The following is a 22,559-nucleotide window of genomic DNA, read 5'->3' on the forward strand; positions in this document are numbered from 1 at the left end:
ACCGGCACCGCCTCCGGAGCCCGCCGCCCGCCCCCCTCACCGGACCGTACGACCACGACCACACGAGGGGAGCGGGATCGCACGATGCCCTGGGACGCACAGGAACGCACACGCTACGAGGACGAGGTGCTGGTGGCCGCGCGCGCCCACGGGCTGCCCGCGGACCTGTTCACGCGCTACGGTGTCGGACCCCGCCTGGAGTTGCGGTTGTGCGCCGACCCGGCCGCGTTCACCGAGCACGTCAACGAGGTGTGCGCCTACTGGCGCGCGCTGCAGAGCCGTCGCTCCCTGAAGGAGGTGCTGGTCGACCTCGTCGCCGAGCACGAGCGGCTGGAGAGCGAGGGCGCGCTCACGCACGCCCACTTCCGACAGGTCCGCGCCGACGAGGCCCGGCGGGCCCTGAGTGCGTGGTCCGAGGTCGCCGAGGGCCTGACCACCACCCTCCTGGACCGCGAGACCCTCCGGTCGATGATCGCGCCGATGGGGGTCACCGAGGCCGACGCCGAGCGCGTCCTGCTCGACCACGACGTGCGCGTCGTGGACCGGCTTCCCGAACTGGACGACGCCCCTCCCGAGCACACCCTTCGCGCCCTGCGTGAGCACCTGCGCACACGGGGCGTGCCCTTCTCCCCCATGGAGGTCTTCGGCGAGCAGCGCCTGGCTGAGGGGTTCACCGTGCTGGAGGGTTTCCGGCTCCACGACGGCACCGCCCTGGACAAGGCCGCCCTGGACGAGGCGGTCCAGCGCGTGCGGCTGGAACCGGAGTCCGAGGAAAGGACGGCGGCCGAGAACGTGCTGGAGATCCTGCGCGCCGAGGGCGACCAGGCCGACGCCCTCGTGCTGGGGGAGATCGTCGGCGACCTGCGGGAGCGCCCGGGGTCCCTGAGCGAGCCCGGCCTGGTCCGGCACTGGGTCCGCCGGGGGCTGGCCGAGGAGGAGGCGCTGCTGCTGGCAGCGGCCGTGCGGCGGTCCGCCTCCGGTGCCGACGCACCCGTCCGGGCGGAGCAGGACGTGCACGACCTGCTCGCGGACAACCGGCTGCGCCAGGCGCAGGAGGCCGCCGAGGCCCTGCCCGAGGACCACGACCTGCACGAGCGCCTGCGCGCGCGGATGCACCAGGTGGAGGAGTTGACCGCGCAGGCGGAACGGGCACTGCGCGCGGGCGACCGCGAGGAGGCCGCCCGGGCCCTGGCCGCGGCGGCGGACGCGGCCGCCGACGACGAGGCGCTCACCGCCCGGCTCGGCGAGGTGGCGACGCTGCCGCCGCGCGGTGTGGAGGCCCGGGTCGACGGCCGGAGCGTGGTGGTCTCCTGGCAGCCCAGCCCCACCCTGGCAGGGTCGGTCACCTACCGGGTGACGCGGCGCACCGGGCGGGACGGGAGCGCCCGCGAGGCGCTGGTGGGCGAGTTGTCGGGGAGCGAGATCACCGACACCGGCGCCCCCGTGGGAGCGGAGGCGCGCTACGCGGTGGTGGCGGTGCGCGGCGGCACCGGGGTGTCGGAGGAGGCGTCGTCCGCGCCGGTGATGATCGCGCCGGAGGTCTCCTCGCTGCGGGTGCGCGCCGGGGAGCGGTCGGTGTCCGGTTCCTGGCAGGCCCCGGCGGAGGCGGTGCGCGTGGAGGTGCTGCGCGGTGTGGGAGCACCTCCACGCGGCGCGGGCGACGGCGTGCGCGTGGAGACGGACGGATCGGGATTCTGCGACACCGACGTCGAGATGGACGTGGAGTACCACTACCGGGTCCGTGCGGTCTACGTGACCTCGAACGGGCACGCGCGGGGGTCGGCGGGGCTCGTCCGCCGGGCCAGCCCGGGCCCGTGCCCGGAAGCGGTGCGGGACCTGTCCGTGGTGCCGGACGGCGGCGCGGACTTCCGGGCCTCGTGGACACGGCCGTCCCGGGGGAAGGTCGTGCTGCGGGTCGGGGAGGAGCCGCCCGGGTGGCCTCTCGGCACGGTGGTCGGCCCCGACGACCTGGAGTCCTACGGCCGTGAGGTGGCCCAGACCCCGGTGGCCGACGACGAGGGGTCCCCCGAGGGCGGGGGGACCGACAGGAGGAGCGGAACGGGTGTCCGCGCAGGCGCGGGCCGCGCCTCGGGGCCGTTCCCAGGACCGGCGAACGGCCACGCGGACCTCGCGCGCGCGGGGCTGCCCAGCGAGGAGAGGGAGGGCGTGCGCGTGCTCGGGCCCGGGGAGAGAACCACGGGCCACACCCGCGCCGGCACTCCCCCTTGTGACGCACACGGTCCGCACGCGCCACGCACCGGCGCCGCGGTGCCCGAGGGGGCCGGGGTCCGCTCCCGCGAGGGCGCGTTCCACGACACAGGACACGCGCACCCCGCGCCCCACGAGGAGGACGGGTACCGACCCCGCGAGGGCGCCTTCCACGACACGGGACGCCCACACCCCGCGCTCCCCGAGGAGAGCGGCCCCGGGGAGGCCGAGGGCGTCCGCGTCCTCGGCCCGGGCGAGAGGAGCCCGGCCGAGAACCGGGACGCCGGCCACGGCACGGACGCGCAACGCGGAGGCTTCGCCGACGAGGAGGGAGAGGGAGTCCGGGTCCTGGCTCCCGGAGAGCGTCCCTCGGGGCAGGCCCGCACCGCCCCCGGTCAGGACGCCCGCACCCCGCACACGCCCTCCGGCGGCTCCGCGGCTCCCGGAGGCGCCGAAGGAGAGCGCGCTCCCGACCCCACCGAGAGTTCCGGAAACCGCACCCGCAGCGTCGGAAGGCACGCCAGGCTCTCCCCCGCCGCGGAGTCCCAGGCACCGGCGGCCACCGGGGAGGGCGACGGTGTCCTCAACGCCCCCGCGCGGACCGGAGCGGACGCCCGCGACGAGCGGAACCGCTCCGTGAACCTCCAGGCTGCGCCCCCGGCCGAGGGCGCCGACCTGCCGCGCGTGGTGCTGCCGTCCCCGCCCGCGGGCGGAGAGGGCGAGGGCGCACGCGTGCTCAGCTCCGCCGGTCGGACCGGCGCCGACCTCCATGACGGCGAGGCACGCACGGCGAACCCGCCGTCGCACCACACCACCGCGGACGACCGGCCGGGGGGCGGGTCGGGCGGCGGACCGGTGGTGCCCCCGCAGGGCGTCGCCCTCCACGACCGCGCGGAGGGTTCCGCCGCCACGGGCCTGCTCACGGACGCGGCGGCCCACGGAACCGGGCACGGTGGTACGGCCACGCACTCCAGACACGAGGGACCGGAAGGTCCCGGGGCGCCCGGCAGGCGCATGGCGGAAGGTCCGGGGACACCCGGAAGCCGCGTGGCGGAAGGTCCCGAGGCGCCCGAAAGCCGCGTGGCGGAAGGTCCGGGAACACCCGGCGGTACCCGCGGAGAGAAGGCCGGAACTCCTGGGACGCCCGGGGAGCACGGGGCGTCAACGTCCCCCCGGGCACCCGGACACCCCGGAACGCCAACGGCTCCTGGTGTCTCCGGGGCTCATGGAGCAGAAACGGTCGGAGCACCACCCTGGCACCGTGGAACGGCCGTGAACGCTGGTGTTCAGGGTGCCCCCGGAACGACAGCGACCGGCGCGGCCCCGTGGAACCGCGGGGCGACCACCACGGCGGTACCCGTGAACCGCATGACCGCGGTCGAGGAACAGGGCGCGCACCAGACACAGGCCCCGCAGAAGGAACGGGAGCGGGTGGCGTTCACCCTGGAGTCGGGCACCAACCACATCCTGGCGGTGACGGTGGCGGGCGACCAGGCGGTCGTGGGCGTCTCCGTGCGGGTGACCGCGGCCCCGCCCGTGGAGGGGCTGCGCGCGGAGCGGTTCGACACCTCGGTCCGACTCGGGTGGACCTGGCCCGAAGACGCCTGCGCGGCGATCATCTCCTGGCGTCCCGAGGAGCGCGGCACGGAGACCTGGACCGGCGGCGAACTGCGCTGCACCCGCCGTGAGTACTCCTCCGACGGGGGCTTCGAGACGCTGATGGGCCCCGAGTCGGTGCGGGTGGACGTGCGCGCCGTCGTCCCCTTCGAGGGCGGGGAGGCGGTGAGCTCCGCCGCGAGCGTCACCGTGCCCGGCCGGGCGGTACTCGACTACCGCGTGGAGTCGGCGGGCCTGCTGCGCCGGGACCGGGTGGTGCACCTGGTCGCGGAGGAGGACTGCACCATGCCCGAGGTGGTCGTGGTGTACGCCGACGGCCCGGTCCAGCCGCACACCGCCGACCAGGGGACGGTGCTGGCGGTCCTGCCCGCCCAGTACCTGTCGGCGGGCGAGTGGGTCTCGGTGCGCGTGCGGCCTCCGCGGGGCACGGGACAGGGATGGCTGATGTGCTTCCCCGCGGACGACGACGGGCAGGGAGTGCGGCTGCGCCAGCCCCCGGTGAGGGAGTTGAGGTGCTGAGGAGCCTGGACGCCGTGCGCTCGCTGATCCCCGTGGAGGGCCGCCTCCTGGTGTGCCCCTACTGCTACGCGCGGTTCGCCGAGCGCCGTATCCGCTTCCGGTGCACCGGGCGCCCGGGGCCGGACGGGCGGGTGTGCGCGCCGGTGGAGGACGCCGCGATCCGCGCCCAGTTGGGGCGGCGCGAACGGCTGCCGCCGGTCTTCGAGGCCGACGGGCGCGACGCCCGGGCGGTGTGCCCGGAGTGCGCGTCGACCACCGGCAGACAGGTGTGCGCCACCTGCCACGCCCAGCTCCCCGTGAACTTCGGACGGATCCGCAGCCGGATGATCGCCCTGGTCGGGGCGCGCGACGCGGGCAAGACGGTGTTCATGACGGTGCTCATCCACGAGCTGATGAACCGTGTGGGTTCCCGGTTCAACGCGTCGGTGGGGGGTTCGGACGACCAGACCCGGCACCGGTTCCACGCCGACTACGAGACCCCGCTCTACGAGGAGGCGCGGCTGCTCGGCGCCACCCGGCGCACCGGGGTCACCCGCGAACCGCTGGTGTTCCGGTTCACCACCCAGCGCCGGGGCCTGGGCGGCAGGCGGCCGCAGCACACGCTGCTGTCGTTCTTCGACACCGCCGGGGAGGACCTGACCTCCGGGGCGAGTGTGGAGGCGAACCTGCGCTACCTCAACAGCGCCGACGGGATCATCCTCCTGCTGGACCCGCTCCGGATGGAGGGCACCCGGCAGCTGGCCCGGACGGGCAGGCGACCGCACGCCCCGGACAGGGCGGAGAGCCGCCCGCTGGACATGCTGGGGCGCGTCACCGACCTGCTGATGAGCCGCCCCGGAGCCGTCAACAGGCTGATCCAGGTGCCCATGGCGGTGTGCCTGACCAAGATCGACGCGCTGCACGGTGAGCTGGACGAGGGGTCGCCGCTGCACCGGCCGCAGCCCACCGCGCCGTTCTTCGACGAGTCCGACAGCCAGGACGTGCACGCCCAGATCCAGCAGCTGCTGCACCGCTGGGACGGCGGCGGGGTGGACGGCCACGTGCGCAACCACTACCGCAACGCCCGCTACTTCGGGGTGTCGGCCCTGGGCGGTGTCCCCGACGCGGGCAACCGGGTGCGCGGCGGAGTGCGCCCCTACCGGGTCGCCGACCCGTTCCTGTGGATGCTCAGCGAGTTCGGGGTCATCCCCTCACGTGAGGCGTCCTGGTCCTGAGCCCGGCCCGGCGGATCCGCCGGGCCGCGTTCCCGGGTCCTTTCCGAACCACCACCGAACCAGACCCCCCGCGACGACCAGACCGAAGGGGTGCGCCGATGGGCTTCGCGCAGCTGTACTACACCTCGTGCGAGCACGGCCTGTCCGGTTACGCCGGGTACCAGTTCAACGCGGCGACCCCCGGGGTGGACCCCCGGGTGCTCAGGGAGGTCGAGCGGTTCACCGTGTACGAGCCCCCGCGCTCCTGCGAACGCGTCGACGAGCATCCGGTCAACCTGTGCTACTCCCCCGACGTGGGCGGGGTGCCGGTGCTGAGCCGCGTGGTCTCCAGCGGCGACGACCCGTCCGGGAGACCGGGCAACTACTTCGCGCACAGCCTGGTGGCCGTGGGTCCCGAAGGCTCCGGTCCGCTGCCCGCGGAGTTGTGGGAGGCCGACTTCTGGGCGGAGGAGCCGGTCGGCGACCCCGGCCTGTCCGAGCTTCCGGAGCTGTCCGAACTGGAGATCGGCCCCGGCCCGCTGGACCGCCGGCGCACCGACGCGTGGGTGCGGGGACGTTCGGCGGAGGTGGTGACGCGGCTGCTGCTCGCCGCCGACGACGCCGTGGACGACTCCCGCCCGCTGGTGCTGGTGGCGGACAGCCCGTCCGTGGCGCACTGGGTGGCGGCCCTGAGCCACCTGCTGCCGCCGCGGCGGGCGCGGCTGCTGTCGTTCGCGACCTACTGCGGCGACCCCGACGAGGCGCTCGTGCAGGTCGTCGGGGTCGCGCCCGGCTCCGACACCGCGCTGTGGCGGAACCGGTTCACGGTGTACGACCCGGAGGAGGACCCGCCGGACGCGCTCCCCGAACCCGATCCCCGTGCGCGGGCCGTCGCCGACCGCCTGGTCCGGCTGGGCACGCGCCGGGCGGCGGTGCTGTGGCGCAGGGCGCGGCCGTACGCCTCGGGCCGCGAGGGCGCGCTGGCGGACTGGCTCCCGGTGCTGACCGCGGCGTCGCTGCTGGACGAGGACGATCCCGCGCGCGAGGACCTGCGGGAGGTGCGCGAGTGGCTGTCGGAGGCGGTGGAGTGGCTCGCCCCCGAGGACGCGGCGGCACTGGTCCACCGGATCCTGGACGCCGACGCCGCGGCGTCGGGGAAGGCCCGTGCCGGGGCGGGGGCCAGCGAACGGAGGGCGGACAGGAACCTGGTGGGCGCGGCGGGCGCGGTGGGCGCGTGGCCCGGAGGGGCCCGCGGAACGGTCACGGCGCTCGGTGCCGGTGCTGTCCGGCCCTCGGGCGGGGAACGGGACGCGGCACCCGGAGGAGACCGCGGCGGAGTGCTCCGGGGGAACCGGAACGGAGCGCCCGGCGGGGAGCAGGGCGGGTTGCCCGCCGGTGGCCGGAACGGCTCGCCCAGCGGCACCGGTCTGCTCACGGAGCCGTCGTCGGCAGTCCTGGACCCGGCCGACCTGGCCGGGTTGCAGCGGGTGGCGCACCGGCTGGGCGGTGCGGACGGAACCACCGAACGGCTCGAACACGTGATGGTCCGCCGCTCCCTGGACGACATCGCCGCGGGCGGGGGCACCCCCGCGGTGGCGCCGATGCGCACGGAGTCGGTGCGCGGGACGGCGCGGGAACGGGTCGCCGCCCTGTTGGACGGCGAGTGCGGCGACCTCGCCCCCGACCGGGCGGTGGTGCTGCTGCGCTGGGCCCGGGCCAGCGGTCTGCTGCCCTCCGAGGAGAGCCTGGAGCGGTACGGCGGCGGGGTGCTCGCCCCGCTGCTGACCGCCTCGCCCCTGCCCGCCCCGGAGGCGCGCGCCCTGGTCGCCGCCCACCCCGGGGTACGCCGGGGCGCGGCCGCGCGCCTGGCCGTGCTGCCCCGCGAACAGCTGTCGGCCCTCGCGGCCGGTCCGGTCGGCGCCCTGTTCGCCGACGACCGCGACGGGTCCAGCGCCCTGCTGCGCGAACTGCGGCTGCTGGCCACCGACAACCGGAACGACCTTCCGGGGCTGCTGTCGTACCTGGTGTCCGTGCGCCGGGAGGGCCGGGCGGTCGGTGCCGCCGGACTCGCCGCGCACGACCTGGACGAGGACCTGCTCACCGACGTGTGGGGCCCCGGGCACGGGCCGCGGGCCGCCCTTCTGGTCCTGCGCGTGCTGCGGCCCGGGGTCCTGGTCGCGCCGGGGGTGGGCGGCTGGGTGGCCGAGGCGATGACGGCGCCGCCCGAAGCGGGCCAGGAGCGGACATGGCGGGAGCTGGTGGACGAGGTGTCCCGGCACTGGCTGCGGACCCGGCTTCCCGAGACCGGCCGACGGGTCGTCATGGAGTGGTCGGAGGTCCGCCCGTCCCTGGTCGCGCTGCGCGCGGCCGGTGAGGAGCGGGCGCACGACCGGCTCGCCGCCGTGTACGCGGCCGTCCGGGGGGTCCATCCGGCAGTGGAGGAGGTGGCCTGGCGGCTGGTGGTACGCGTGCTGCTGGGGTGGTGTCAGTGCTCGCTGTTGGCCGAGGCCCTGCGGGACTGCCCGGCGGAGGTGTTCGAGGCCTACGGCGAGGCGGTGTCGGCCCGGCTGGCCGACGACCGCCCGGACACGGCCACGGCCGCCCTGGTGTACCGGGCGACGAGACACCGGGTCCTGGCCGGGCACGGGCGGGCCGGAAGCCTGGACGCGTCGGTGCTCGCACCCGCTGTGGGCGGGTGGCGGCGGCGCCACCTGGCGAGGATGCGCAGACAGCTGCCGCGTGAGTCGGCGGCGGGTTTCGACGAGTGGGCGCAGCGCTCGCGCGAACCGCGCAGGCGCGGGTTCCTCGGGCTGGGCTCGCGGTCGGGCGAGCGACGGTCATGAGCAGGGCGGCGGGCGCGGAACGGGCGGAGCGGGCTCGGCGCGACGACGGCGGCGTGCAGGTCGGAGCGGCGCTCCTGGTCGCCGTCTGTGCGGGCCTCGGCCTGGTGGTCGTCTACCTGCTGCGGTGGTGGCTGCTCGCGGGACTGGTGAGCGCCGTGGTGCTCGGGGGAGGTACCGTCCTCCTCGTCGGGTGGTGCGTGCTGGTGGCCTCGTACCTGCGCCGCGTACGCGAGGTGATGTGGGCGGGCGACCACCCGGACGAGCCGCTGCCGGGTACCCGGGACGACCCCGCGCACCGCGCCTACCACGGTGGCCCTGCCTGGTGGGACCTGCGCGCGGTGGTGGGGCGCAGCTGGGGCGTCGCGGCGCCGTGGAGCCTGTTCCTGCTGCCGCAGTTCCTGGTCCACGCCCTGGTGGTGGGCCTCTACCTGGCCGCGGCGTGGACCGCCGTCGGTGCGTTGCGGCTCGCGGACTCGGGGCTGCTGCTGGTGCGCCGGATCCGCATGGTGTGCCCGGCGTGCTTCCTGCGGCTGGGTTACCCGGCGTACCTGTGCGCGCGCTGCGGTCGGCGGCACGGCGCCATCCGCCCCGGCGGACGGGGACTGTGGCGCCGGGAGTGCCTGTGCGGAGCGCGCCTGCCCACGCTGCTCCTGCTGGGTTCGGCCGACCTGGAGGCGCGGTGTCCGCACTGCGACCGGGGCCTGGAGCACCGTCCGGGCGAGGCCAGGGAGTTCGTGCTGCCGCTGTTCGGGGGCACGGGCGCGGGCAAGACGCGGCTGGTGACCGGGATGAACCTGGCGCTGGCGCAGGCCGCGCGCCGGGCACCGGAGGCGTACGTGGAGCCGGTGGGCGAGGAGACGGTGCGGCGGATGCGGGACGGTGAGCGGGTGCTCGCGGCCGGTTCCCGGACCGCGCCCACTCCCCCGGGCCGCGAGGTGCGGGGGCTGACGGTGCGGGTGGGCGCGGGCGGCAGGACCCTGCTCATGCAGCTGTTCGACGCGGCGGGTGAGCGGTTCAACCGGTCGGCGACCGTCGAGGAGCTGGCCTACCTGGGCCGGGCGACGACGTTCGTGCTGGCGGTGGACCCGCTGGGGATCGAGTCGGTGTGGCGTTCGCTGACCTCGCGGGAGAGGGCCCGGCTGGCCGGGGACCGGTCGCACACCCGCGACCCGGAACTGGCCTACGGGGCGGTGCGCGACGAGATCCGGCGCCAGTACCGGATGCTGGCCCGACGTCGGGGCGGGCGGGGACTGCGCCAGGCCCGCCTCGCGGTGGTGGTCACGCGCGGCGACCTGGTGCGGGGCACGGCCATCGCGCCCGGGGAGGCCGACGCGCGCGCGTGGGCGGAGCGGACCCTGGGGCTGGGAAACCTGCTGCGGAACGCCGAGGCCGACTTCGGGGAGGCGCGGGTGTTCCTGACCTCGGCCGTCACCGACGGGGAGGGGCGGGCCGACCCCAGTCTGGGCGCCCTGCTGCGGTGGACTTTGGCCGGGGAACACGACGCGTTCACCGCGATGCTCGCCGCGTCCCGGGCAGCGGCCGGGACGGCGCAGCCCCGGGAGGAGCCCGGGGGGCCGGGGACACCAGGGCTGTCAGGGGATCCCGGGGTGTCGGAGGGGTTCGAGGCCCCGGGCTACGGTCCCCGGCACGCGCGGCCGGGGCGGACGGAGCCGGACCGCCCCGAGTACGCGGAGGAGACCCGATGACCTACCGGGGAGCCGGGCACCGGGGCACGCGCCGGACCGTGGCCGTGGTGACGTACGCGCTCGCGGGCGCGGTGACCGTGGCCGTGCTCGCGGCGGCGGTCTGGCTGGGAGTGGTCACCGTCCAGGGCGTGTGGGCCTACGCCCTGTCCCGCATCACCGGGGGCTCCTGAGCGCTCGCACGTGCTCTGCCCCGTGCGACCGCATCCGTTGATGACAGCAGCTGGTCCCTGGCCGAATCCGGCCATCCGCCCCTGAGCGGCCACCACCGGTACAAGCCGCAGCTGATCAGCCCTTTCATCGAACGTGGCATCCGATACCGACGCACTCACAGTTAGTCACAACTGCTAACTTACGGAGCATCCCCACCCATACTCCCCCACCCCTCCCTGAAGGAGTCCCCGATATGGCAGGCGAAGCCGGCGCCAACCCGATCGAGGCCCTCGAAGGCGGCGAACTCGCCGAAGCCCTCGCTGAGGCCATGGCAGGGCTGGCCGACATGTTCGACCTGATCATGGAGGACGCCGAAACCGTCGCCCAGCGCGACGAGGTCTCCTCAGCCCTGCGCGCCTACAAGGAGGAGTACGCCCCCACCCTCGTCGAGGTACAGGAACACGGGCGGAGGAGCTCACCATCCTCCAAGCACGCCTGCTGGGACGCTCAGATGACCTGACCGGGCAGTTCAACTCCACCGCCACGCAATTCACCGACCTCCTCGCATGGAACATCAAGGGGCTGTCGGAAGAGGACTACCAGTACTGGCGGGACGCTGGTGTGGCGATCGTTTACGCCGCTTCCAAGATCGAGGAGTGGGCGCAGCACGTCGAGGAGTTCGAGGACGAGCGCTCGGCGCAGAACTCTGAATGGTTCGACTTCCGCACCAAGAAGGAAGGCGAGATCCCGGCCGACTATCAGGGCCAGACCATCACCGCTACCCACCCCGAGCGTGGTGGTTTCCTCGGGATGGGCGACGCCAACAAGTGCCGTGACATCTACGACGAGGTTGCAGCGAAACTGACCGAACTCCAGGAACGCGAGCGCACCAACTACCAGAACTTCGAGGAGCACGCCGACGAGGTCGCCGCGGACCTGCGGGAAGGACCGACCAAGGCCAACGTCCAGGCCCTCATCGACGCCGGGATCAACTCCTGGGCCTTCTACAGCCTCGACCCCAGTCGTTACACGATGCTCGTGGACGGCCAGGAGCTCACCGAGGAGAACGCGCAAGAGTGGGCGGACGAACTCTCGTCGTACTGGTCCGGCGACAAACCCCTGGACGAGAACTACCACGAACTCATGCTCATGATGAGCATGATCACCACCAACGCCATGCAGGCCCAGCAGGGAGGCACCGGCTACCGCTCCGAGGAAATGGACTTCCTCCAGGAGTTCTACGACAGGTTGGAGGAGGAGAGTCCCGATCACATGGGTGTGGTGGGAATTCCCATTCAAATGGAGGGTGACCACCTTACCGACGAAGAGCGCGAACACGCGTTGGGCATGCTGGGAGACGGCCTACTCGCTCTGTCAGACCCGGACATCGGCGGCGGCTACGGGGACCTGCCCGCAAGCGTGCGCAATGCGATCGACATCCCCTTCACAGACGAGGAAGAAACTCCTGGCGACCTCACCACCCAGGAGGGGGATGCTCGAACCTACGCATCACTTTCGGCACTGTTCGCTCACACGAACGATGACATGGAGGGCGGCTACGGGCTTTCCACCAGGCTCTCCCTCTCCACTGGTGCGTACATAGAACTCTGGGGTGACAGCACCGAACACTGGGTTTCTTCGGAGGAGATCGGCACTCTTGTCGACGTTGCTTCCCGCAACAAGGACGCCAACTACTACCTCCTCACTGGCGAGCACTTCAATTCTGAGTCGGGCGTGAACTACACCGACGACAAGCCAACTGACGCGCTCGAGAGCCTGTTCACCTATGAGTGGCCCGACGATGGTGCTGATATCCGAGGACTCACCGACTGGCTAGCCGAGGATGGAAAGAGTGAGGATCCAGACGCCAAGGAAAGGGCAGACAGAGCCATGGACGGTTTTATTGAAATCATAACCCGACCCGAAATCCAAGAAGCACTTATGCGAACCGGCAATCAAGTGGAAGACACATCTACGACAGAGGACAAAGAAGGGAACGAAGTCACCGAGGAATTTGAGTGGAGAGATGTTTCGATGGGCCACCTGAACCCAGAGATAGCAGACAGCCTCGCAGGCATTTTCGAAACGTACATCAACACATTTTCCGATTCCTCGATTATTGCAGAAACTCCCCGAAACCAGACCTGGAAACCAACTACAGCGAAGATGATGGTCTGGTAATTTCGCTAGACGACCGAAGGACTTTCACCCAGTTCATTGCCGGTGATTCCGGGGCAACAGAAAGAATGTTGGCCGCCACGGAAGAATACACCCAGTATGGTATTCATCAGTACTTCGCAGGGTCCGGCGATGACGGTTCCATGAGAAACATTGCACGCGAGACCGGGCTACTCTGGAACGCCGTTGGATCCGGCATATCCGACGAGGCCGCCTACCGGGTTGAAAGCCACACCTCCGGCCTCGATCGCGAGAAGAAGAACCTAGATTTTGTTGTCGACCTCACTGCCACCGGAATCAGAAACCCCCAACTGGCAGAGACATACAAGTTTTTCGCGAAGGAGTTCATCAGCACAAGCATAGGGGAAAATCAACAAGAAGTTGAGACCAGAACCTTCGACGACTACAGCCCCGTCATCCGAGCCCAGGTTGAGGTTGGCGCACTTGACTTCTACGCTGGCGTGAACTCAGAGAACTGGGGCGACGAACCATGGGAAGAAGGCCCATTCAAGGAAGACATGTATGACGAAAATCAGAACTTCATTGATGAACAAAATGGGTGGCAGAACGAAGATTCGAGCAACGAAACAGACAGCATGCGCGACGATGCCTGGCGGCAAATATCAGACCTCCCCATTCCGAACAGGGAGCCCGAAAGAACCTTTTACACACACACCGAAGAATACATGTCAACCCTCAACGAGATGATGAGAATCTCGGGTAATTAATCCCACAGGCAAGGGGCCATGAACAGACCAGAGAAAGCCTTTGCGTGACATGGAAAAACAAGGGAAGATCGTGAGGGCGTTGATCTGCCCCATGACAGCGCTCGCCTTGCTGTCGTCCGCCTGCACGGCTGAGACTCCCACACAAGAAGCCGAGCAAGGAACGGAACACGCAACAGCATCTACCCCCATTAGTGGAATAAACATCCCTCACACAGTTAGCGAAGTCGGGTGGCAGTGGGAGGCTCCGGAGGGCACCGTGATCAATGAGGTGCGCGCTATTCCTTCCGGGGTTGTGGTCTCTGTTTCGGACGGAGTCATCGCGCTTCGGGGAGACACCGGGGAAGAGATCTGGAGCTACAGGCGCGTCGGAAGCACAGTTAGCGGAAGCAACGTAACTCCAAACGGAGAATCTGTAGCTGTTTCCTACGAGGCGGACGGCGAAAGCGGTGCAGACACCGCGAAGCATAATGTGATCGTACTGGACTCCCTAACCGGGGAGATCACAAGCGAGCAGGTAACCGATTTCACCTTGGTGGACTCGATTACCCCCGACGTCTCCCTTCTTGAGCCTAAGCCCGAACGACTCGGGCTACTTACTCAAGACCACCGCCTCACCCTTGGCCGCAACGGTGAGGACAATCTCACGCTACGGGCAATCGGTCTCTCCAGTGGAGAGGAAGAGTGGGAGCAATACGACGTATTTCAGCCCAACAACCAGGGCCAGGAGTTCCTCCCGGGTGAACTCGCCACCACAGAAGACACTGTTATCGTCACCGGAAATTTCGCGGATCCGGCAGAGACCATGAGCGATCTTGACGCTGTCCAGAAGCATACTGCCGTGATCATGGGCCTGGATTCTGAAAGTGGCGAGGAGGTTTGGCGCGTAGAACACGAGTTGGACGCACCGGTCACCTACAGGGACATCGAACTCAGCACCTATCCCGACAGCGGAATCGTCGCTGCTGTCATGGAAGGATCCGGCTACTTCGAGCAATGGCTGCTGAACCCGGCTACCGGGAGCTCTGTGGCGGACGATGTGTTCGCCGTCTCAGGCCCTGATGTCATCTCGATCTCCCAGAGTGGATATGCCACAGTGGAGACGAACCCTGAAGCAGAAACTGACACCTACACCCTGATGGATTTCTCAGGAAACCCCGAGGATACAATCACCGTGGAGGAGGCAGGCGTCCGAAAACCGAAAAACTTCCTTCTCCCCATGAACGCATCGATCGCCAGGCTCCATGTCGGGCCGACCGATGATGGATGGAAACCCGCCACAGTCGAGGTATTCGATTGGCAGGGGTCCGCGGACCCCCATGTCATCGAGTTGGGTATCGATGTGCATCGCGACCCACGCGTGGAGGAGGGCGTGCGCCCCCTCTTCGGAGTCGCACCCCCAACCGATATGCTCCTCGCCCCCGGTGCCGTCGTCGTCACCGAGGTGACAGAGAAAACAAGCAGCAGCGATTCGGACACTGAATCACGCCGTCTGGTCGGCCTTACATAAAGCACGTCCCACAACTATGTGCTCCTTACGGGAGAAAAGAGCACTCCAGACCACACTGCCTACGGGACCAGTGCCGGCAGACAGACCATGCATGGCATACGAAGGCGTTCCATGCCTGACTGAAGCCGAGCTCGGCCTTTTTCCCTGATAGCCACGACTCGCAGCTGCATGAGCGAAGCGCCACACATAGCGGAACCGCCATACCTGTTGTCCGGCCCGGCCACACCCTCCCACCTGCGCCTGTGGCACAGTGACGGCGATCGCGGCACCAGCCGCCACACACCACGGGAGGGAAACCATGGCGATCTTCGCCATCACCTACACCTACGCCCCCGACAGCGCCGCCGCGCGCGACGAGCACCGCCCCGCGCACCGCGAGTACCTGGCCGCGCAGGACGCCAACCTGTGCTCGGGCCCCTTCGGCCCGGAGGACGCTCCCGGCGCCCTCCTGCTCTTCCGCGCCGACTCCCGCGACGAGGCCATCGCCCTGACCGAGAAGGACCCCTTCCACCTCCAGGGCCTGGTTTCCGATGTGGACGTCAAGGAGTGGTCCCCGGTGCTGGGCCCGCTCGCCGAGCACTTCTGAGCGAACACCGCGGGCCGGGACGGAACCCCTTCCGTCCCGGCCCGCGTCATGTCCTGCCCCGGGTGTCACTCCTCGGCGAGGCCGTTGTCCTTCATCCACTGCGGGTCGGGGGCGACCATCTGGAGGATCTCGACGTAGAGGCCCTCCGGACCCGAGACCTGGAAGCGGCGCTGCCCCCAGGGTTCGCTGACCAGCGGCATGATCACCTCCACCCCCGCCTCCCGCAGCCGCTTCTCCTCGGCGTCCACGTCCGGCACCAGGAAGGCGATCAGCGACTCCGCCCTCCCCGAGCGCAGGACCTCGTGCGTGGACGGGTGGTCGCGCAGCACGAAGTCGATCGACAGCCTGGGGTGATCCTCGTGCTGGGTGTTCAGGTACCAGCCGAGGTCGATGTTGACGTTGAAGCCGAAGTGCTCGGCAAACCACGCGGCGCTGGCGCGCGGGTCGTCGCAGAGCACGGCCAGGCCGACGAGTTCGATGTTCACAGTGCCTCCAGGGGATCGCTTCCAACCACTTCAGGCAAAGTACTACGTCCGTCGTGTTCATGGCAACCGGCTTTTCTCCCGGGGAGCCGTGCGCGTGCTATACGATAATGATTATCGTTTTCCTGGAAAGGAGGGTGTCCCCCGATGGAGCCGATAACCCCCATGCGCGTGGCCGTGGTCTGCGGTCTGCACCGCCACGCGCGCGGACGGAGCGTGGACGACCTGCTGGCGGAGGTCCCGGGGTCCGTGGCCGTGCACCACGACCTCGACGGAATCGCCGAGGGGATCGTCCACCGCGTCACCCGTGACCGCTGGGGTCCCGTGGACCACAGCCGCGTTCACCTGGACCACCTGTGCGCGTCCTGCACACTGCGCGAGGACCTCGTGCCCGCACTGCTGCGGCTGGCCGAGCGGGGCGAGCACACCCTGTGCGTGGTGGAGACCTGGGACGGGGTCGAACCCCGGCAGGTCGCCGAGGTCGTCGCGGCCCAGGAGGAGTTGCGGCTGACCGCGGTCATCGGGGCGGTGGACGCCGACCGCCTGCTGCCGGACCTGTCCGGGCACGACGACCTGTGCGACCGGGACCTGGACATCGCGGTGGAGGACGAGCGCACGGTCGCCGAGGTGCTCGCCCACCAGGTCGAGTACCCGACGGCGGTCGCCGTGCACGGAACCCGCCACCTCGACGAGGCACGCGCCCTGGTGGAGCACCTCAACCCGGCCGCCGTGGTCGTCCCCGCGGGCGGCGGGCTGGCGGACCTGACGCACGGGCGGTTCGACCCCGAGGCGGCCGCGCACCGGCTCAACCCGGCCTGGGCGCACTACGCCGACCGCGCGGACGGGCGGGTGAGCACGGTGACCTGGACCCGCAGGCGCCCCCTGCACCCCGTACGGCTGCACGAGGCGCTGGAGCAGATCGTGTCCGCGGGCCTGCGCGGCCGGGGCCGGATCTGGCTGGCCAGCCGCCCGGACACGCTGCTGGTGTGGGACGCCTACAACGACGCCCTGCTGCTGGAGAGCGGCGGCCCCTGGCTGGGCGCGCTGCCCGAGGCCGCGGTGGAGATGGTCTCCGAGACCCGCCGGGTCTCCGCGCTCCTGGACTGGGACCCGGTGCTGGGCGACCGCCGCCAGCACCTGGCGTTCACGGGTGTGGACCTGGACGCCCAGCGCCTGGTGTCCCTGCTGGACTCGTGCCTCATGACCGAGGACGAGACGGGACGGCCGCTGCGGTCCGACCCCTTCGCCAACGCCCTGTAGAGGGACGGCGCCACGACGGGAGGGCCCCGGACACCGGGGAGCCCGAACGGTCCGGAGGCTCCGGACCGCACACGAGAGGAGGGACCGCCGTGTCCCGTGTCTGTCAGGTGACCGGAAAGGCTCCGGCCTTCGGAAACTCGGTCTCGCACTCCCACCGGCGCACCAAGCGCCGGTTCGACCCCAACATCCAGACGAAGAGGTACTGGCTACCCAGTGAAGGACGTTACGTGAGGCTGCGCGTGAGCACCAAGGGCATGAAGGTGATCGACGCCCGCGGTATCGAACGGGTGGTCGCCCAGATCCGTGCCCGCGGCGGGAGGGTCTGATGGCCAAGAAGAGCAAGATCGCCCGCGACCAGCAGCGCAGGCGCGTGGTGGCCCGCTACGCCGAACGCAGGGCCGAACTCAAGCGGATCATCCGCAACCCGCACACCGGCGAGGAGGAGCGCGCGGCGGCGGTGGCCGAACTGAACCGGCAGCCGCGCGACGCCAGCGCCACCCGGCTGCGCAACCGCGACGCCGTGGACGGGCGGCCGCGAGGGCATCTGCGCAAGTTCGGGCTCTCGCGGATCCGCTTCCGGGAGATGGCCCACCGCGGCGAGCTGCCCGGGGTGACCAAGTCCAGCTGGTAGCGGAAACGGGATCCGGTCGCGCGCTCGGCGGTGTGACCCCCGACGCCCTGCGGCTCGACCGGATCCGACGCCACGGGCCCCGCGCGGTGCGCGCGGGGCCCGTGTGCGGTTCGGGTGCGGTTCCGGGTTGCCGCCGGGCGGCGGCGGTCCGGATCAGGGGCGCCCCGGTTCAGAGGCGCCCAGCTCAGCCAGTCCAGTTCAGCCGGTTCAGTTCAGGCGGTCCGGATCGGAGGCGGCCCGGTCAGCGGCGTGCCCGGTCGGTGAAGGAGCGGTGACCGTCGTGGCCGGGGACGTCGTGCCCCTGCTCCGATCCCGCCTGACCGTTGTGCATACCGCTGCCGTGCCCGCCTGGCCGGTTGGCCTGCTGGAAGGCCTGCTGTGCCTGGTTGTGGCGCTCCCAGAGCACGAAACGCTCGCTCTCGCCGAGCGCCATGGTGGTCAGCCACACGGCGACGGCGACGTCGTCGGCCAGCCCGAGCAACGGAACGAACAGCTCGGGGACGAAGTCGACGGGAGAGAGGATGTAGGCCACCAGCGCGAGCATTCCGAGCAGCTTGCCGCTGCTCAGCTCGGGGTAGCGTCCGCGCACCTTGGCGCCGATCATCCGCGGGACGGCTCCGGCCCGCTGCCAGACGGACATGTCGCTGTCGGTGTTGCGGACGACCTGCCAGGCGGCGGCTCCCGCCGCGGCGCGGTTTGCCTTACGCATTGTTCGGTCTCCTCGGTGAGGACGTGGCTTCTCAAGATATGACGCGAAGCCTCCCTGTTTCGTTCCCGCGTGGCGCGGGTCCAATCCCGTACGTGACCGGTGCGACACCTTCCGCCCGCCGCCCTCTCCCCCGGACGGAGCGCCCGCGTCCCGGGAGGGTTGTCCACAGGCCGCGAAGGGGACTGGTGGGACGGGGAGAGGAAGGGCATCCTTGGAGAAGAAAGGATGAGAGGCATCAAACGTCACCAGGAGGCATCTCAACCCCCACGAACCAACACAGAACCCATACGACCCGAAAACGGTCGCGTACCGATCTGTCCACACGTTGGCCACATGCGGCCAGCACCAAACACGTCTGCCCAGGAAGGAGGTGGCGCACACGGACACGATCCGATCCCCTTCGGCCAGCGTGGAGCCCGCACCACCCGCGCCACCCCCGCCGACCCCCCGCGCCCCGACCACTCCGCCACCGCGCACCCCGCGTTCCACGGCGACAAACGCGAGGCCTCCCGCGCTCCGCCACACATTCGTTACGATGCGTCCGAGTGCCACCTCCGCAAAGCCGCTCAGCCGTCTCGCCCCAGCGCGCAGAACCGATGGAGCTTGCCCAGTGTCCAGAGCCCTACCTCGGTCGGCGACGACCGTCGCCCTGTTGGCGGACATCCCCAGCACGGGTCACGTGGGTGAGGCCGGGGCCCACCGGTTCGCGATGCGCGGCGAGGACATCGGCGAACGCAGTGCCGCGTTCGTCGCCTTCGCCAGGGAGCAGACCGGGGCGGGCCGCAAGGTCGTGGCGCTCTACCCCGCGTGGCAGTCCGCGGACGCCGAGCGCGCGGTCAACTTCGCCCGCGGCGCGATGCGCACCGACCACATCGCCGGGATCGGCGTCGACCTGTCGCCCCTGGCCCTGTCCCTGGTCGCCGACCAACTCGCCTACCTCGCCCCCTACCTGCCGCCGGGGATGGTCGCCGCGCTGTGCGACGAACTGCCCCGGCACCTGCTGGCGGGTGCCTGGCTCCGGACCGTCTCCGGCCTGTCCACCATCCCGACCTCGATGCGCCAGCACATGGGCTCCTACGCCCCGTCCGTGTCCTTCCTCGCCTACTGCGCACCCACCCACCAGGTGGGACGCATGCGTGCCTCCGACGTCTCCCGCACGCTGCCCTTCCGGCCCGTGCAGCCGGTCCAACTGCTGTGCTCCACCCCCGACCCCGGGATCACCGGAGTCTTCGACGACCACCTCCCGCAGGCCATCCAGCCCGTGGCCACCCGCACCCTGCCCGCCCAGCCGCTCGGCCCCCTGTACTGGGGAACCGCCAAGTACGTGGAGTTCGTGGCGCTGAGCGCCCACCCCCAGGCCCTGGCCTACGCGGCCAGCTCCCTCCGCGCCGCCTCCTGCTCCTGGTGCGGCGAGCCCATGTCGGCACGCACCTGCCCCTTCTGCTCGGCCACCGCCGCACGGACCCCCGCGCGGCAGCCCGCTCCCCGGTCCGGCCCCCGGCCGTCCGGCGGACAGGGTCCCCCGGCTGCTCCTGGTTCCTCCGGAAGAGCCGCCGGACCCCTTCCCGGGTCCACCACCCGCCCGCCCGGCGGACCCGGTGCTCCGGGCTCCCCGGGCCTCCCAGGCAGAACCGCCACCCCCTCCCCCGGCAGCACCGCCGGGCCCGGCCCCGACCAGGCCCCTCCCCCCGTGGAAGGGGGGCGTGTGCCGGGTCCGCCTCCCCCACCGTCCACCGACCGACCGGAGGGTCCGCCGTTCGCGGGCCGCGCCCCGCGGCCCGACACGCCCCGGACCTACTCCCGTTAGGGACCTGCGCCGCGCCCCCGAGGCGAGCGGACGGCCCGCGACGACACTGGAAACGGAAAAGCAACCCCTATGAACCCCCGTCAGCGACGCGGCGTCCTGCTCATGGTCGTTGCCGCTATCGGCGCCGTCGCCGTGTTCGCCTCCGTGTTCACCTACCTCAACAGCCAGCAGGAGCGCCTCGGCGAGTTCGCGACCGTCCTGCGGCTGACCGAGGCCGTGGACGCCTACCAGCCCATCGGCGAGGAGTCCGTGGAACGGGTCGAGGTGCCCAGCATGTACTTCGACCCGGAGGTCTTCCTCAGCGACCTGGCCGAGGTGGAGACCCCGGCCGACCAGCAGCTCGTCGCCGCCTCCCACCTGGAGGCGGGCGTCTACCTCCAGCAGGGCATGGTGCAGCCCCAGCCCACCCTCACCACCGGGGAGCGGGAGATCGCCATCATGGTCAACGCCGAGACCGGTGTGGCGGGCAAGGTGCGGCGCGGGTCGTTCGTGGACATCTACGGCACCTTCCCGGCGCGTGACCACGGCGAGGCGTGCGCGGTGCGGGTCATCACCGAGGTGGAGGTCCTCGACATCGGTGAGTTGCGCACCCAGGAGGAGGAGGGCGGCGGTGTGGCCGGGGTGGTCCCGGTGACCTTCCGTCTGGACCCGCAGGCGGCGCTCCAGCTCGCCTACGCCGAGGACTTCTCCAGCGGGCTCAGGCTGGCCCTGGTGAGCGCCGACGGCGGTGGCACCCCGGGGGAGTCCGAGTTCTGCGGCGGGGACTTCGACGACCTCGTCGACGGAGGAACGGCCGACGAGAGCACGACACCGGACGAGGGCGGGGCGGCCGACGAGCGGCGCGTGCCGCATGGGGGGTAAGCGTTGAACTTCCGTGTCCTGGCGGGTATGCCGACCTCGGAGTCGGAGATGGTGCTCGCCGCGCGTTTCGAGGAGCTGGACAGCGCCGCCCTGGTGGCCTCCCGGGCCACCACGACGGCGCTGATCGACGCCGCCGGGGAGTTCCCGGAGATCGACGTGGTCCTCATCCACCAGGATCTGGGCCCGGCGCCGGTGTTCGAGGCCATACGCGACCTGTCCCACCGCCATCCGCAGGTGGCGATCCTGCTGGTCTCGCCCACGATGGACCCCGACACGTTCACCGGCGCCATGGAGGCGGGGGCGCGCGGGGTGATGCCTGACGACTGCGGGATCGCCGAGCTGGAGAGCCGGATCACCAAGGCCGCCGAGTGGTCGCGAACGCTGCGCCGCCACCTGGAGTCGGCGTCGATGGACCTGCCCGCGTCGGGCGTGCGGGGCCGGGTCGTGGCGATCAGCGGCGCCAAGGGCGGCGTGGGCACCACCACGTGCGCGGTGCACCTGGCGATGGCCGCGGCCGCCGCCGGGCGGGTGGTGTGCCTGGTCGACCTGGACCTGCAGACCGGTGATCTGCCCGCGTTCCTCAACCTGCGGCACCGCCGCTCCATCAGCGACCTCGTGGAGGCCGGGGACAACATCACCCCCGGCATGCTCGCGGAGACCCTGTACGTGGACCCGCGGGGTCCGCACGTGCTGCTCGCCCCCGAACACGGCGAACGCGGCGAGGACGTCGGCGCCAGCGCCGCCCGGCGGGTGCTGAGCGCACTCCGGTCCCGGTACGAACTGGTGGTGGTGGACTGCGGGTCCACCATGAACGAGGCCACCGCGATGGCGGTCGAGCTGGCCGACAGCGCGGTCGTCACCGTCACCCCGGACGTGCCCGCGATGCGCGGCGCCCAGCGGCTGATGAGTATGTGGGAGCGGTTGCAGGTGCGTGCGCACACGGACGTGTACTCGCTGGTCACCCGGCACAGCCGCAAGAACGAGATCCAGCCGGACTTCCTCCAGCAGCTGCTGGGCACCCGGGTGCTGCGCACACCGGTCCCCGCCGCCTACCGCGCGCTGGAGCCCGGGGAGAACAACGGCGACCCGACCAAGGTGACCGACGAGGGTCTGCGCAGGGCCTTCTCGCGGCTGGCCGCGGAGCTGGACCTGCTGAACCCGCCCGCGCAGCCCGGCGGCGGGGGTTCGGCCACCCCGCCCGCGGGGCTGGGCGGGTTCGCCTCCCTCTCCGAGCGGCGCGGCACCGGACCGTCCACCCGCGACGTGTCCGGCTTCCTCAACGCGTCGGGGCCCAACCCGTCGCGCGCGGCGGTCAACGGGCAGGCCTCCGTCCCGCCGCTGGGCCAGCCCTTCGGCGGGCGCCCGGGTTCGGGTCCGCACGGGGGCGGAGGGGGCCGTGGTGGCTTCGGGAGCTGAGTCCGGCCTCCGACGGTGGCCGGGCCGGGGTGAGGGCGCCGCGTGGAACGGTGACCGTGCGGGCCGCGCTGGCCGCGCGCCCCGTCGGATCCCACGGGGCTTACGAGGGCCCGGGGACCCGCGGGGTCACGGGAGCCGGTCGCACTCGCGGCACGGCG

Annotated in this window: 18 protein-coding genes; 16 read left to right on the forward strand and 2 right to left on the reverse strand. The window is 71.2% G+C overall.

Translation table 11 applies throughout. From position 1 onward, the window contains the following. The first annotated feature begins 84 nt into the window (after window positions 1-84). From FYW99_RS04200 to FYW99_RS04240, 10 genes are all read left to right on the forward strand, one after another. A complete protein-coding gene (locus FYW99_RS04200) occupies window positions 85-4,344 on the forward strand; it encodes a hypothetical protein (protein ID WP_150250408.1) in 4,260 nt (1,419 codons plus the stop codon). Then, window positions 4,338-5,558, forward strand: coding sequence for a TRAFAC clade GTPase domain-containing protein (locus FYW99_RS04205; protein ID WP_190394542.1), 1,221 nt, complete (start codon window positions 4,338-4,340; stop codon window positions 5,556-5,558). Before FYW99_RS04200 ends, FYW99_RS04205 begins: the two co-directional genes overlap by 7 nt. Window positions 5,559-5,656: 98 nt before the next feature. Next, window positions 5,657-8,380 (forward strand): GTPase-associated protein 1-related protein, encoded by a 2,724-nt coding sequence (locus FYW99_RS04210; RefSeq protein ID WP_150250410.1) that lies wholly within the window; start codon window positions 5,657-5,659, stop codon window positions 8,378-8,380. After that, window positions 8,377-10,086 (forward strand): TRAFAC clade GTPase domain-containing protein, encoded by a 1,710-nt coding sequence (locus tag FYW99_RS04215; protein ID WP_223838705.1) that lies wholly within the window; start codon window positions 8,377-8,379, stop codon window positions 10,084-10,086. The genes FYW99_RS04210 and FYW99_RS04215 overlap by 4 nt, the downstream gene beginning before the upstream one ends. Beyond that, window positions 10,083-10,256 (forward strand): hypothetical protein, encoded by a 174-nt coding sequence (locus FYW99_RS31665; protein WP_190394543.1) that lies wholly within the window; start codon window positions 10,083-10,085, stop codon window positions 10,254-10,256. Before FYW99_RS04215 ends, FYW99_RS31665 begins: the two co-directional genes overlap by 4 nt. A gap of 233 nt (window positions 10,257-10,489) precedes the next feature. Next, complete coding sequence (locus FYW99_RS04220; RefSeq protein ID WP_150250413.1) at window positions 10,490-10,756, forward strand: hypothetical protein; 267 nt, start codon at window positions 10,490-10,492, stop codon at window positions 10,754-10,756. Between the two features lie 101 nt (window positions 10,757-10,857). Continuing rightward, on the forward strand, window positions 10,858-12,417 hold the full coding sequence (locus FYW99_RS04225) for a TPR repeat domain-containing protein (RefSeq protein ID WP_150250415.1): 1,560 nt from the start codon (window positions 10,858-10,860) through the stop codon (window positions 12,415-12,417). A gap of 65 nt (window positions 12,418-12,482) precedes the next feature. Beyond that, window positions 12,483-13,142: a hypothetical protein gene (locus tag FYW99_RS04230; RefSeq protein WP_190394544.1), complete on the forward strand. Its 660-nt coding sequence runs from the start codon at window positions 12,483-12,485 to the stop codon at window positions 13,140-13,142. 256 nt (window positions 13,143-13,398) lie between these two features. Beyond that, a complete protein-coding gene (locus tag FYW99_RS04235; RefSeq protein ID WP_150250419.1) occupies window positions 13,399-14,649 on the forward strand; it encodes a PQQ-binding-like beta-propeller repeat protein in 1,251 nt (416 codons plus the stop codon). A gap of 298 nt (window positions 14,650-14,947) precedes the next feature. Continuing rightward, a complete protein-coding gene (locus FYW99_RS04240) occupies window positions 14,948-15,235 on the forward strand; it encodes a YciI family protein (RefSeq protein ID WP_150250421.1) in 288 nt (95 codons plus the stop codon). Window positions 15,236-15,300: 65 nt separating this feature from the next. Here the strand turns inward: FYW99_RS04240 and FYW99_RS04245 are convergent, their stop codons facing one another. Next, a complete protein-coding gene (locus FYW99_RS04245) occupies window positions 15,301-15,720 on the reverse strand; it encodes a VOC family protein (RefSeq protein ID WP_150250422.1) in 420 nt (139 codons plus the stop codon). 162 nt (window positions 15,721-15,882) lie between these two features. On the opposite strand from FYW99_RS04245, the gene FYW99_RS04250 reads away from it, so the two are divergent. From FYW99_RS04250 to rpsN, 3 genes are all read left to right on the forward strand, one after another. After that, window positions 15,883-16,977, forward strand: a complete 1,095-nt coding sequence (locus FYW99_RS04250) for a CobW family GTP-binding protein (RefSeq protein ID WP_150250730.1) — start codon at window positions 15,883-15,885, stop codon at window positions 16,975-16,977. Window positions 16,978-17,066: 89 nt separating this feature from the next. Beyond that, window positions 17,067-17,303, forward strand: a complete 237-nt coding sequence (rpmB, locus tag FYW99_RS04255) for a 50S ribosomal protein L28 (protein ID WP_150250425.1) — start codon at window positions 17,067-17,069, stop codon at window positions 17,301-17,303. After that, window positions 17,303-17,608, forward strand: a complete 306-nt coding sequence (gene rpsN / locus FYW99_RS04260) for a 30S ribosomal protein S14 (RefSeq protein WP_150250427.1) — start codon at window positions 17,303-17,305, stop codon at window positions 17,606-17,608. Before rpmB ends, rpsN begins: the two co-directional genes overlap by 1 nt. Before the next feature lie 241 nt (window positions 17,609-17,849). Here rpsN and FYW99_RS04265 read toward each other — a convergent pair whose 3' ends face one another. Beyond that, window positions 17,850-18,317 carry a YkvA family protein gene (locus FYW99_RS04265; protein ID WP_150250429.1) on the reverse strand — a complete coding sequence of 156 codons (468 nt, stop codon included), beginning with the start codon at window positions 18,315-18,317 and terminating at the stop codon, window positions 17,850-17,852. Window positions 18,318-18,969: 652 nt separating this feature from the next. Here FYW99_RS04265 and FYW99_RS04270 point away from each other — a divergent pair. From FYW99_RS04270 to FYW99_RS04280, 3 genes are all read left to right on the forward strand, one after another. After that, the gene (locus tag FYW99_RS04270) at window positions 18,970-20,124 is read left to right on the forward strand and encodes a hypothetical protein (RefSeq protein ID WP_150250431.1); all 1,155 of its coding nucleotides are present in this window, start codon (window positions 18,970-18,972) and stop codon (window positions 20,122-20,124) included. Between the two features lie 69 nt (window positions 20,125-20,193). After that, a complete protein-coding gene (gene cpaB / locus FYW99_RS04275; RefSeq protein WP_150250433.1) occupies window positions 20,194-20,985 on the forward strand; it encodes a Flp pilus assembly protein CpaB in 792 nt (263 codons plus the stop codon). A gap of 3 nt (window positions 20,986-20,988) precedes the next feature. Next, the gene (locus FYW99_RS04280) at window positions 20,989-22,401 is read left to right on the forward strand and encodes an AAA family ATPase (protein WP_150250435.1); all 1,413 of its coding nucleotides are present in this window, start codon (window positions 20,989-20,991) and stop codon (window positions 22,399-22,401) included. Window positions 22,402-22,559 lie beyond the last annotated feature (158 nt).

The sequence above is a fragment of the Nocardiopsis deserti genome (genome assembly GCF_008638355.1).
Lineage (GTDB): Bacteria > Actinomycetota > Actinomycetes > Streptosporangiales > Streptosporangiaceae > Nocardiopsis > Nocardiopsis alborubida.